Origin of the sequence: Caballeronia sp. LZ001 (assembly GCF_031450875.1) — a bacterium.
GTDB lineage: Bacteria > Pseudomonadota > Gammaproteobacteria > Burkholderiales > Burkholderiaceae > Caballeronia.
The window spans coordinates 294,834-307,374 of sequence record NZ_JARTVX010000002.1 but is presented as its reverse complement, the minus strand read 5'-3'; the positions used below and the strand labels follow the sequence as shown (position 1 = coordinate 307,374).

The following is a 12,541-nucleotide window of genomic DNA, read 5'->3' as shown; positions in this document are numbered from 1 at the left end:
GGTTTCGCGGAAAATCAGGCCCTACGCCATGGCGACGACGCGATCGTCCTTGTACGGCAAACCCTGTTCGATGGGAAGGCGCGGGTCACGCGACCATTCGTTCCACGAGCCAAAATACAGCCTGACGTCTTTGATGCCCGCCTCCTCCAAGGCGAGGAAGGTATTCGAAGCACGGGCACCCTTGAAACAGAAGACAATGACAGGCGTGGCCCGGGAGATGCCGACGGTGGCGCATTCTGCAAGAATCTCCATGGGTGACTTGAACATCTGCCCCGTGGGTGTGGGCTTCATCATCCGGTACCACTCGATCCAGACTGAACCCGGAATACGCCCCTTGCGCGGGCAGAAGTCCTTGCCGTACGGTGAGGAACTTTCTCCAATCCACTCGTCGACGTCACGGACGTCAAGTTTGACCACGTCTGGCCTCGATACAGCATCTTTCATCGCAGTGAGATCCACAAGTATCCCGCTGCCTGCCGGATCGAATGGAAACGTCCCGGAATGCCTGGCAGGTACTTCGGTTGTGGCTGGCAAGCCTGCCGCGCGCCAGGCGGCAAAGCCGCCGTGCAGGACCTTGATCTTGTCCTTTGGATAGCAGAGATAGCGCAACAGCCCATAGCCGCGACATGACTGGCCGAAACCTGTTGCCATGGACTGTTCGTAAATGACAGCGGTTTCGTCTCCAGACAGGCCCGGGTCGCCGAATGCCCTCGTGAAGGTCTCGCGCAAGGCGGTCAACCCCTCGCGTGTCGATGTCGCGAGATACGTAAAGATCTCGTGGATGTTCACGGCGCCGGGCAGGTGTGCTTCGGCGTAGCTTGCCGCATCTCGCGCTTCTGATCGGAGAACTCAAACGGACATGGCGACCTTGGCGACCATGCCGACGGCAATGAGACCGGCGACGACCGCGAAGCCCTGTTGCAGCCTGTTGGCGCTCAACCGGCTGGCAACGAGCCGCCCGGCCAGCATGCCGCCCAGGGCGCCTGCAGCAAAGGGCACGCCCACTGGCCAGTTCATGTGGCCTGAGATCGCCGTCGAGATGACGCCGGAAGCGGACACAAGTGTGATGACCGCGAGCGATGTCGCCATGATTGCCGGTACCGGCGCATTGGTCGCTTTCCTCAGCGCAGGGACAATGACGAACCCTCCACCCACGCCAAGCAGGCCTGACAAAAAGCCCGCGCCGATACCCGCAAGGGCAAGTGCGCGTGTGCAGGCCGCGGTCCACACGAAACGGCCTGTGCCGCTATCGAGCTGACAGGGTTGTAAAGCAAAACCGCTGCGAACTTCAGGAGGCGTGACGACGGCAGCCTGTCGGAACATCCGGAGCGCGACGTACGCCAGCACGCCGGCAAAAACGAGCGTGAGAGGTCCGTTCGGCAGTCGATGGGCAAGCCACAGGCCGACGGGAGAGAACACCGTGCCTGTCACGGCCATCAGCGCTGCGGCGCGGTACCGCACGATGCGGGCCTGCAGCCCCATCAATGCACCAAACGCGGCGGAGATGCCTACGGCCAACAGGGCGATGGGCGCGGCCTCGGTGATGTCCAGATGCAGCACAAACAGCAGCAAGGGCACTGCAAGGATGGCACCGCCTGCCCCCGTGAGCGCGAGGATGAGGCCGACGACAAGACCGAGTGCGGCGCTGCTGGCAATCACGTGTTCCATCTGACAACCTCTGTTTATTCAACTGCGAGCCTTGGCAGTCGGCGCAGGCCGCACTCACGCGCGTTGCGTCGTGGCTTTCGTCCGCTCGATCAGTTCAAAAACGGCCATGCCGGCGACCATTGCCGCCACGAAACCGACGGCTTTGGGGTAGCCCGCGCCCAGCGCAACGAGCGCGGGACCCGGGCAGAAACCGGCCAGCCCCCAGCCGATACCGAAGGTGGCGCTACCCAGCACGAGTCTCGGCGTAATGGCCGTGCTGACGGGAAGTTGCATTGGCAACCCAAGGTATGACCTGTCACGGCGTCTGGCTGCGAAAAATGCAAGTGAGCCGACCGCGATGGCGCCAGCCATCACGAAGGCGAGTGATGGATCCCATCGGCCTGCGAGATCGAGAAAACCCAGCACCTTGGCCGGGTTCGCCATACCTGACACCATCAGGCCAACGCCGAAGAGAAGGCCGGCCAGCAATGCCGTAACCGGCGCGATGAGCGTTGTCTTGAGGGCTGCCATATCAGCCTCCGATCAGGTGACGTTGTACGAAAACAGTCAGAAATCCCGCGGCCATGAAGGTTGCGGTAGCGACGAGCGAGCGCACGGACCCTCGGGAGAGACCACATACGCCGTGGCCACTGGTGCAGCCGCTGGCATAGCGGGTGCCCATACCGACAAGAAGCCCGGCCGCAAGGATCGTGACCCAGCTCGCCTCGATCTCTGCCTGCGCAGGCTTGCCCAGCAGTCCTGCGATGACCGGCGCGCCCACGAGCCCAGCCAGAAACGCGAGACGCCAGTTGATGTCATCGCGCGGCCAGCCCAGCAGGCCGCCGAAGATGCCGCTGATGCCGGCGACGCGTCCGTTGACCAATATCAGCACAGCAGCCGCGGCACCGATCACGAGCCCGCCTGTCAACGAGAGGCCCGGTGTGAAATGTTCAAGATCGACCAGCATGATGAGCCTCCTTACTACTTCGGGCAGAACTGTTCATAAAGTACGGCCATCACGGCGAGCGCCTGCGGACTCGCCACCGAATAGAAGATGTTCTTGCCTTCCCTGCGAGTGGCGACGAGGTCGTTTTCCCGTAATACGCCCAGTTGCTGCGACAGCGTGGGCTGACGGATCCCAAGTTGCTCCTCGAGCTCACCGACCGACATCTCGCCTTGGGAAAGCTGGCACATCAGCAGCAGGCGGTCAGGATTGGCGAGCACCTTCAGCAGGGCGCACGCATTCGCGGCGCCGGCCTGCATCGTGGCGAGATCGATGGTCAAACGAGGTTTTTTCATGGGCGATGTTCAATCTATGTCAACATAGTATATTGCAAAATAGATTGTATGTGAATAGAATGATTTCATTCCCGGAGATAGCCATGCGGCCGACCATTCATCCTTTCTTTGACCCAGCCACCTGGACCGTGACTTACGTGGTGTTTGCCGAGGGCCATGCCGGGTGCGCCATCATCGACCCGGTGCTGGACTACGATCCCAAGGCTGGACGGACATCGACAGCCAGTGCCGACAAGGTGATCGCTTTCGTACGTGAGCGTGCGTTGCGTGTCGAATGGATTCTGGAGACACATGCCCATGCCGACCATCTTTCTGCTGCCGCGTATCTCAAGCGGGAACTGGGTGGTCGGGTCGCGATCGGCCAGCACATCCGGCGTGTGCAGGGGGTGTTCAAGACGCTCTTCAACCTCGAGCCGGCGTTCCGTCTGGACGGCTCGCAGTTCGACCACCTTTTCGAGGACGGCGAGACGTTTGCCATTGGAGAGCTGACGGGCAGGGCGATGCATGTGCCAGGGCACACGCCGGCCGACATGGCGTACCAGATCGGGGACGCTATGTTTGTCGGGGACACGCTTTTCATGCCCGACGTCGGCACCGCGCGGTGCGACTTTCCAGGCGGTGATGCGTATGAGCTGTATCGCTCGATCCGCAAGCTGCTGGCCCTGCCGGCCGACATGCGGCTATTCATGTGCCATGACTACCCGCCCGAGGGACGCGAACCGGCATGGGAAACGACGGTCCGCGCACAGCGGGAACGCAACATCCACGTGCACGACGGTGTAAGCGAAGAGGAGTTCGTTGCCATGCGCCAGGCACGCGATGCGACCCTCGCGATGCCGACGCTGATCCTGCCCGCGGTGCAGGTCAATGTTCGCGCGGGCGAGTTTCCACCACCTGAGGCGAACGGATTGCGGTACCTCAAGATCCCTCTGAATGCTGTCTGACGTACCACAGATCGTGCGCGTCCGGCAGGTGAGGGCGCATCCCGGTGTGATGTCCACAGTTCAACTGTTTCAGGAAGCAGGCCATGGATGTACATTCCCTCACTCCAGATGTTTCGGTCTCCCCGCAGATTTCCGTCGCTGACGTCTCGACGCTACATACGCTAGGATTCAGATCAATCGTTTGTCATCGGCCGGATGCGGAAGCTCCGGACCAGCCTAACTTCGATGTAATTGCGCAGGCGGCAAAGACCGCCGGACTGAAGGCAGTTCATCAGCCGGTGCCCGCAGGCCAAGCCTCAGATAGACAGGTGGCCGCCTTCGCAGCGCTTCTCGCGGAACTACCCAAGCCGGTGCTGGCTTATTGCCGCACGGGTACGCGGTCCGCGACGTTGTGGGCGTTGTCACAAGCGAACACGCTGAGCGTGGCGGAAATTGAGCGAACGGCGGCGAAGGCGGGCTACGAACTCGAGGCAGTGGTGCGGCGTATTGCCAATGCCGGAAAAGTACCGCCAGGCGTTGTCGAGGCAGAACATACTGTAGTGATTGTCGGTGGCGGTGCAGCCGGTATTGCCGTGGCCTCCAGCCTGCGCGCCCGCGATCCTTCACTGGATATCGCGATTCTCGATCCCTCCGACGTGCACTATTATCAGCCCGGCTGGACGCTCGTGGGAGCGGGAGTATTCGAAGCGGGGGACACCGCGCGCACGATGGCGTCGCGTGTGCCTCGCGGCGTGCGTTGGCTCAAAGCCGCGGTGGTGGCATTCGAACCGGACAGTCACGTGGTGGTGCTTGAGGGGTGCCGGAGCATACGCTATCAGCGGCTCGTCGTTTGCCCGGGCATCAAGGTTGACTGGCACGGTGTCGAGGGCCTCGTCGAGACGATGGGGCAAAACGGCGTGACGTCGAACTACCGTTTCGACCTCGCGCCGTATACGGCGGAACTTGTCAAGACGCTCCGCGGTGGCAAGGCACTGTTTACGCAGCCGCCGATGCCAATCAAATGTGCCGGCGCCCCGCAGAAGGCCATGTATCTCTCGTGCGATACGTGGCGCAGAAACGGTACCTTGCACAATACGCAGGTGCAGTTCTTCAACGCGGGCGCGGCGCTGTTCGGCGTGCCTGACTACGTACCGGCGCTGATGAAGTATGTGGAAGCGTACGGCGTTGACCTGCGTTTTGGCCATACATTGAAGAGTATCGATGGTCCTCGCCGGCGCGCTGTATTCGAACGCGCGTTGCCTGACAGCCGCAGGGAAACAGTCGAAACCGACTTTGACATGATTCATGTGGTGCCGCCACAGACGGCCCCGGATTTTGTTCGCGCGAGTCCGCTTGCCGACATTGCTGGCTGGATAGATGTTGACGCTGGCACATTGCGCCACAAGCGGTACGAGCACATCTATGCGCTGGGCGATGCCACCAGCACAACGAACGCCAAGACGGCGGCAGCTGCGCGCAAACAGGCACCCGTCGTTGCCCATAACGTGCTGGCGAGTCTTGGTCGCGCCAGCGGATTGGCGACCTACGATGGCTACGGTTCGTGCCCGCTCACGGTCGAGCGGGGTAAGGTGGTACTGGCCGAGTTTCTTTATGGCGGCAAGGTCGCGCCCAGTTTTCCCGCGTGGCTGCTCGACGGCACACGGCCGTCGCGTCTTGCCTGGTTTCTCAAGGAGCGGATCCTGCCGTCGCTCTACTGGGACGGCATGCTCAAGGGGCGCGAGTGGCTGGCGCGACCCGCACTTGATGATCGATAGCGCGACGGAAAGAAACCGTCCGATGGGAAGAATCGCGGCAGCATCGCGGTCAATGCCGAATCGGGCCTGGCCCACTGCCGCAAGTAGCTGTGTGAACAATCAAGGAAGGTGCCGTGGTCAGCCTGACCGAGATTTTTGACGAAAACAAGCTCTATCGGGTCTCTAAGGTGAGCCGACGGTCGAAAGCTGGTTGCGCACTATCAAAATCGTCGTCAGCGTTGCCCTTACTCCGTTTAACTGAATTTGCTTTCCTCGTGCTTTGAATTATCAGAGGAGTTCGTCGAAGACCGCTGCTCGTGACCGCGGGTACTCGTACCATGCCAAGAGCGAAAATGACCTTCGAAAAAGGCAGCGAGCAGTCGTTGCTATTTTCTGAATGCAGAGCGTGCCAGCGGCTTGTCCAGTCGCATTTGATCTGATTACCGCGCGGACGACTCAACCTCGATCACTTGTTGGCATCTTCTGCTCGACACGCCTGGGCAAAGGCAGGATCCGGGGAAGAATGTTTTCCGACTTGAGTACCCGGTGCGCCAGCGCCCCCAACACGTGCAACCCGACGAGTGCAGCCAGCCCGTAGGCCGTCAGCGCATGCAACTCCCCCAACCAGTGCGACAGATCGCGGCTTTTCGATACCAGCGTTGGCAGCGAGAAGAGTCCGAAGCAACTTGCCACGTGTCCTGCAGCATTGGTCTTCAGCCAACCGAGCAGCGGAATAGCGAGCATCAACACGTAGAGGAGGTGATGAACGGCCTTCTCGGCGAGGTAAGCGGGCGTACCGGGCCGGTTGGTCGACGGCGGCAGCCGTCGCCGCATCCGCAACCGGTTCGCGACGCGAACCGAGACCAGAAAGAGGATGACGATGCCGATCGACTTGTGGAGTGTTAGCAGATCCTCGTTGTCGTCGAGCATCCAGCCGATGATCAGATTGCCAAGCAGCGCGACCGTCACCAGCCAGTGCAGCAAGCTGATCGAGAAGGGGTAGCGGGACGTGTGTTTCATGTAGGGATTCCTGTGCAAACGCGTTTCAGGTTTGTCAGCCCAGCAGGTCGTGATAATGCTTCCTCGTACCGTTAATCCGGCGCAATGCGCGCTTGGCGGCGTCCATGTCGTCTGCCTGGATTGCACGGTCGACCTCGGCCAGTTCCTGCTGCAGCGCCTGCATGCCCTCATCGTAGGTGGATGGGTCGCTGCGATAAGGCTGATGGCTTGCCCGCTGCGCGTCGCTTTCGAGCCTGGTCACGTAGCCGCGCAGCTCGGGTATCGTGGTGCTGGACATCGCGCCCTGCATGGCCAATTTCATGTCCTTCATCAGTGTTTTGATCTCGCCTGCATGGGCCAACGGCGCGGCCACAAGCAGCGAGACGCACAGCAACGTGCGGAAATGTGGGGGGAACGGCAGCTTAGCCATGGGCATTGATCCTGTAAGGACGGTGAATGCCCGCGAGAATAAGCAGGTCAGGTTAACGGAATCTTAACGAACCGCCATGGCGGCGCACGGGCTTGATACACGCCCGTTTAAGCGGTTATCGTTGCCGCCTGGAACGAACAGGAGCACCACGATGCGCGTATTACTGGTCGAGGACGACAGGCTGATTGGCAGCGGCGTGGAAGACGGCCTGATCGAGGCTGGCATGACGGTCGACTGGGCGTGCGACGGCAAGCACGCACAACTAGCGCTGGAAACCACGCCATACGACCTGGTCGTACTCGATCTTGGCCTGCCCCGCGTGTCGGGAACCGAACTGCTCGACTGGATTCGCAAGCGCCGTGATCATACTCCCGTGCTTGTCATGACCGCGCGCGACACCGTTGCCGACCGGGTGAGTGGCCTGAGCGCCGGCGCCGATGACTATCTCGGCAAACCGTTTGACCTGACGGAACTGGTCGCGCGTTGTCGCGCGCTCGTGCGGCGTTCGCAGGGCCGAAGCACGGATACGATTGAATACGGCGACCTGCTGGTTGATCCCGAGCGCCTGACGGTTATGCGCGGAAGCGAGCGCATCGCGCTCAGTTCGCGCGAGTGCGCACTGCTGGTCGAACTGCTGGCGAATCAGGGCCGTCCTCTTTCTCGCGCGCGTCTCCAGGACAGCCTTTACGGCTGGAACGAGGAGATCGAAAGCAATGCGATCGAGGTGCATATCTCGAACCTGCGCAAGAAGCTTGGCGCCCAGTTGATCCGGACGATCCGCGGCGTCGGCTATGTGGTGGAGAAGGCAACGTGATGCGGTCGATCCGGCGACGTCTGACCTTGCTGGTGTTATCTGCCATCGTACTGGTGTGGTTGTACTCGCTTTATTCGAGCTATCACCAGGCAATCCATGAAGTCGAGGAATGGGACGAAACACGCATCGAACAGGTCGCCCGTGCGCTGCTCGTGCTCGACGTGCGCGATCTGCCGGCTTTTGCGGGCGCGAGCCTCGCGCCTCGCGACGACGACGGAGACAACGATTCGTCAATGCGGCTGCTGTATGAGGTGACTGCTGCAGATGGACGGTTGCTGGCCGCGAGTCCCGGTCTATCGTCGCTTGGCCTGCCGGCACGGCCTGCCCAAGCATCCGGCCTGCTACGGGTCGACGATGCGAAGTGGCGTGTCTACGTGCTCGGCGATACCGCGCGCGGCCGTACCGTGCGAATCTTCCAGCAGCGCATGCATCGCTCGGAGCTCTCCTCGATGGTCGCGCTGCGCATCGCCCGTCCACTCGCTTTGGTGTTGCCTGTGCTGGCCATGCTTGTCTGGTTTGCGATCGGCCGCAGCCTGACACCCTTGCGCACACTATCGGAAGCGATCGAGGCACGATCACCCGACAGTCTCGACGCCGTCGCGGACAAAGGCGTTCCAGACGAGGTCTTTCCGCTCGTCGCTGCGCTCAATACGCTGTTGCAACGTCTGCGCCAGTCGCTGGATCGCGAGCGCGCTTTTACCGGTGACGCGGCACACGAACTCAAAACCCCGCTCGCCGCTATCAAGGTCCAGGCACAAGTCGCGCTCACCGCGCGCGATCCGGAACGTCAGCGTCGCGCCATGCAGCGCGTCGTGGAAGCGGTGGACCGGAGCACGCACCTGGCCGATCAGTTGCTCGCGCTGGCGCGGCTCGAGGAAAGCGCGCCGCTTCCCAGTGCGCGAGTCGATCTCGCGAACATGGCCAATGCATGCATCGTCGACCAGCATGCCTTTGCGGATCACAAGCAGATTTCGCTGACGCTGCAGGCCGATGCAGCGACCATCGTGCGTGCGCCGCCCGCGCTGGTGCGCATACTGCTAGACAATCTCGTCGACAATGCAATCAAGTACGGGCACGCGCAGGGGCGCGTGGAAATTGCTATCTGGAGCGATCCCGACGCGGTGTTTCTCGAGGTGCGCGACGACGGCCCCGGTGTCGCGCAGGAGAACCTGCCACGTCTGCACGATCGCTTCTTTCGTGCAGCGAATCACGTCGAGAAAGGAAGCGGGCTGGGCCTGTCGATCGTCGCACGCATCGTGGCCAAATTGCGCGGGAAACTGGCGTACACGTCAGGAATTGATGGGAAGGGGTTCGGCGTGAGCGTCGCGCTTCCTTTGCATATGCCCTAGTCGACAGAGAGGCAGGACCAGACGGTTCGTGACATTATCGTTGACGAACTCTTCATCGACGCCCCGACAGAGCCGATTGGTCATCCGCGTATCGAATATCTCGTGAACAGCTGCCGCACACGTCGGCGAGTCTCCTACAGCCGGCATTGCTGCCTGAAGTACGGTCATCATCGCGTCCGCCTGCGCCTGCATGAGACTGATCCGTTTCCACAGTCCGCCGATTTCCCGCTCGAAACCTTTCAACTCGGCTTCCTTGCTCTGTTGCAGATGCTGTGGCCCAACCTCGTCGTGTCAGTTCGCCCATCGGCGTCGGTACAGGCATTGACACACGTCAAAATGAATCGAACTCCCGCAGGCATGATGAAAGGCCATCCGATGCAAGACCACGACACGTCATCGTGATGAGGCCCGGCCATGTACCCGATGCAATGAGGCGCTCCCGGTCAACGGACACATATGCTATGTCGAGATGCATCTCGTGAAGTCCGCCAGGACCGCCCCCACGTCTCGAATCAATCGACGAAGATTGTTGTCGACACTGACGAGACCTATCGGTAAGGGAATCGCTGCACCTGAACGTAGAGAAAGATCGGGTGGTATTCGATACATCCGCTCCCACATTGCCAGGCACGGTCCGCCGTGCCACGTCGTTCACGCGTCATTCCTGTCAGGAGCAAAGTCATAAGCAACGTCGAAGTCGTCTTGTGCAGCCCGGTGCGCACCGCGATAGGCACCTATGGAGGAGCACTCAAGGACCTGCCCGCGCCAGCGCTGGGAGCTCCGTTATCCGCGAATGCCTCAAGCGCGCCGGATTGCCGGCCGACAAAGTGCAGGCGCTGGTCATGGGAAATGTCATTCAAGCAGGCGTGAAGATGAATCCGACGCGACCGGCCGGTATCTCCGGCGGAATGCCGATCGAGGTCCCGGCGCTCACGGTTAACCGCGTCTACGGATCGGGCACGCAGGCGATCGCCAATGCTGCTACCGAAATCGAGGCCGGCATGATTGATTGCGCGATCGTGGGCGGCATGGAAAACATGGAACGTAGCCCCTACTTACTGCCGCCGGGGCGCTGGGGAGCACGAATGGGCGATGTGACGCTGTTCGACAGCATGCTGCTCGATGGGCTCAACGCGGAAGGCGGGGCGGTCATCCGATCGGCGCGAGCTGTGCGGTACTGACCACACGGTTGCTGCAACCAGATGCAGCGCGGCGGAGGCCGACGCGGAATCGTGACGCTGTGCTTCGGCGGAGGGCAGGGCATAGTGCTGGCGCTTGAGACGCTGTGATACGCGCACTGATTCTTCCTCGGAGCGCCCCGGCCATAGCGTTATTGTTGCGGTGAATCTCAGACGGTGACAACCGAATGCAAGATGATTAAAGGTCAATCAGAACGGGAAACCACATGCCATCACGACTCGCGTTACTGGAAGCACCGACCAGATACATGTTCTTCACCGGAAAAGGTGGAGTGGGAAAGACTTCGGTTTCCACCGCCGTGGCTATCGCGCTGGCCGACGCCGGCAAAAAGATCTTGTTGGTTAGCACAGATGCCGCGTCCAATCTTGGCGAAATGCTCGGTATTGAATTGATCAATACTCCGGTCCCGGTACCGGGCGTGGTCGGACTGCGCGTACTGAACATCGACCCAGACGTCGCCGCGGAGAACTATCGCGTTCGCGTTGTCGAACAGATGGACCCCGAGGCGAGTGCCGACGAAATTGCGACCGTGCGAGAACAGCTATCAGGTGCCTGCACCACCGAGATTGCCACGTTTGATGAGTTTTCCAGCTTGCTTTCTCACGGCGCCTCTGACTTTGATCATGTGGTATTCGACACAGCCCCCACCGGGCACACGCTGCGGTTGTTGAGCCTGCCCAAAGCGTGGAGCGGGTTCCTTAAGGGTAATGACCGAGGGGCGTCCTGCCTGGGGCCGCATTCCGGCTTGAAAATGCAGGAGAAACTCTTCAATCAGGCGTTGGCGGCACTTAACGACGCGAGTATGACAACCATCGTGCTGGTAGCCCGGCCCGAAACTGGCGCATTGGAAGAGGCCGCGCGTACGTCATCCGAGCTACGAGATCTGGGGCTGGCAAATCAGCGCCTTGTCCTGAACGCGGTTTTCCAGGCAAGCCAATCCCATGACCGCATTGGCGACGCTCTTGATGCCTTGGGAAAGAAGGCTCTCGCAGCCATGCCGGAAGCGCTGCGCCGGCTTCCTACGGATTATGTGCCGCTGCGCGCAGTGGACTCAGTGGGCTTACCTGCGCTCCGAGCCCTCTTGGCCCCGGAATTGACATGGGTAAGCAATGTTCCTCGCGGCGTGCCCACGCACCTTGCACACCACCCGATGTCGGAATTGGTTAAGGAATTGGCCCACGCCGATCGGGGGCTGATCATGGTCATGGGCAAAGGTGGCGTCGGCAAGACAACTATCGCGTCCGCTATCGCCTTGGGGCTGGTTCGCTGCGGGAAGTCGGTGCATTTGACCACTACTGATCCAGCTGCGCATCTGGCGATGACCCTTCAGGGAAATGTCCCGGGACTCACTGTGGGGCGCATTGACCCCGAAGTGGAAACCAAGAAGTATGTGGACAAGATCGTGGCTGCACGTGCGCCCCGAATGACAGAGGACGAGAAGGCACTGCTCATTGAGGACCTACGATCCCCCTGTACTGAAGAGGTCGCTGTGTTTCATGCCTTCTCGCATGTCGTGTCTCAGGCTGGCAGCTCATTCGTGGTACTGGATACCGCTCCGACCGGTCACTCTCTGTTGCTGATGGACGCCGCGGGCGCCTACCATCGTCAGATGGTACGCGCGTTTGACGACAAGGCTCCCGGCCGGATCGTGACACCGTTGATGCGATTGCAGGATACTAACTACACGAGGATCATCTTGGTCACGTTGCCAGAAACGACGCCGGTGTCACAGGCAGCGGCATTACAGGAAGATCTACGCAGGGCCGATATCGAACCATTTGCATGGGTGGTCAACCGGTCATTGCTGGCCACGGATACTAATGACTCAGTGCTGCTGGCGCGTTTGAACAGTGAAAGAAAGCAAATGGAGCGGGTGGCAACGCTATCGAAACATGGGGTCTATGTGGTTCCATGGCGAGCCGATCCACCGGTGGGAATCCTTGGGCTTGAAAAGCTACTTGAAGGCGACTGACGGCCGAGGCTGCCTTTGAAGCATATACACGCGCCTTGGCTCGGGTGACAGTCGCGAAAGGGTTCGCACTGTTCGCCGTCACATTCGTGCCAGCGACATCGGTCGGCCGCTCATCGCAGCCGCCCGACACGTGGACCGACGAGTCGGTCATACG

General features: G+C 60.8%; 11 protein-coding genes and 2 pseudogenes. 6 read left to right on the top strand and 7 right to left on the bottom strand.

What is annotated here, in order from left to right:
- Window positions 1-21 precede the first annotated feature (21 nt).
- The 5 genes and pseudogenes from P9292_RS43115 to P9292_RS03840 all read right to left on the bottom strand — a co-directional run.
- Window positions 22-822: pseudogene (locus tag P9292_RS43115) on the bottom strand (sulfurtransferase); the annotation flags it as partial.
- 27 nt (window positions 823-849) lie between these two features.
- Window positions 850-1,668: a sulfite exporter TauE/SafE family protein gene (locus P9292_RS03855; RefSeq protein ID WP_244797605.1), complete on the bottom strand. Its 819-nt coding sequence runs from the start codon at window positions 1,666-1,668 to the stop codon at window positions 850-852.
- Window positions 1,669-1,722: 54 nt separating this feature from the next.
- Complete coding sequence (locus tag P9292_RS03850) at window positions 1,723-2,178, bottom strand: YeeE/YedE family protein (protein ID WP_244797606.1); 456 nt, start codon at window positions 2,176-2,178, stop codon at window positions 1,723-1,725.
- Window position 2,179: 1 nt separating this feature from the next.
- The gene (locus P9292_RS03845; RefSeq protein ID WP_244797607.1) at window positions 2,180-2,614 is read right to left on the bottom strand and encodes a YeeE/YedE family protein; all 435 of its coding nucleotides are present in this window, start codon (window positions 2,612-2,614) and stop codon (window positions 2,180-2,182) included.
- Window positions 2,615-2,628: 14 nt separating this feature from the next.
- On the bottom strand, window positions 2,629-2,946 hold the full coding sequence (locus P9292_RS03840) for a metalloregulator ArsR/SmtB family transcription factor (RefSeq protein ID WP_244797608.1): 318 nt from the start codon (window positions 2,944-2,946) through the stop codon (window positions 2,629-2,631).
- 83 nt (window positions 2,947-3,029) lie between these two features.
- Here P9292_RS03840 and P9292_RS03835 point away from each other — a divergent pair, with 83 nt between their 5' ends.
- Window positions 3,030-3,890: an MBL fold metallo-hydrolase gene (locus tag P9292_RS03835; RefSeq protein WP_244797609.1), complete on the top strand. Its 861-nt coding sequence runs from the start codon at window positions 3,030-3,032 to the stop codon at window positions 3,888-3,890.
- 83 nt (window positions 3,891-3,973) lie between these two features.
- On the top strand, window positions 3,974-5,644 hold the full coding sequence (locus P9292_RS03830; protein WP_244797610.1) for a bifunctional protein tyrosine phosphatase family protein/NAD(P)/FAD-dependent oxidoreductase: 1,671 nt from the start codon (window positions 3,974-3,976) through the stop codon (window positions 5,642-5,644).
- Between the two features lie 435 nt (window positions 5,645-6,079).
- On the opposite strand, the gene P9292_RS03825 is transcribed toward P9292_RS03830, so the two are convergent.
- Window positions 6,080-6,643: a cytochrome b gene (locus tag P9292_RS03825; protein WP_244797611.1), complete on the bottom strand. Its 564-nt coding sequence runs from the start codon at window positions 6,641-6,643 to the stop codon at window positions 6,080-6,082.
- 34 nt (window positions 6,644-6,677) lie between these two features.
- On the bottom strand, window positions 6,678-7,052 hold the full coding sequence (locus P9292_RS03820; RefSeq protein ID WP_244797612.1) for a cytochrome b562: 375 nt from the start codon (window positions 7,050-7,052) through the stop codon (window positions 6,678-6,680).
- A gap of 151 nt (window positions 7,053-7,203) precedes the next feature.
- Here P9292_RS03820 and P9292_RS03815 point away from each other — a divergent pair, with 151 nt between their 5' ends.
- The 4 genes and pseudogenes from P9292_RS03815 (at window position 7,204) to arsA (ending at window position 12,387) form a co-directional block, all read left to right on the top strand.
- Complete coding sequence (locus P9292_RS03815) at window positions 7,204-7,866, top strand: response regulator transcription factor (protein WP_244797613.1); 663 nt, start codon at window positions 7,204-7,206, stop codon at window positions 7,864-7,866.
- Entirely contained in the window at window positions 7,866-9,215 is a 1,350-nt protein-coding gene (locus P9292_RS03810; RefSeq protein ID WP_244797692.1) for an ATP-binding protein, read from the top strand. Before P9292_RS03815 ends, P9292_RS03810 begins: the two co-directional genes overlap by 1 nt.
- Before the next feature lie 681 nt (window positions 9,216-9,896).
- Window positions 9,897-10,348: pseudogene (locus P9292_RS03805) on the top strand (acetyl-CoA C-acyltransferase); the annotation flags it as partial.
- 272 nt (window positions 10,349-10,620) lie between these two features.
- Window positions 10,621-12,387, top strand: coding sequence for an arsenical pump-driving ATPase (gene arsA, locus P9292_RS03800; protein WP_244797614.1), 1,767 nt, complete (start codon window positions 10,621-10,623; stop codon window positions 12,385-12,387).
- Window positions 12,388-12,541 lie beyond the last annotated feature (154 nt).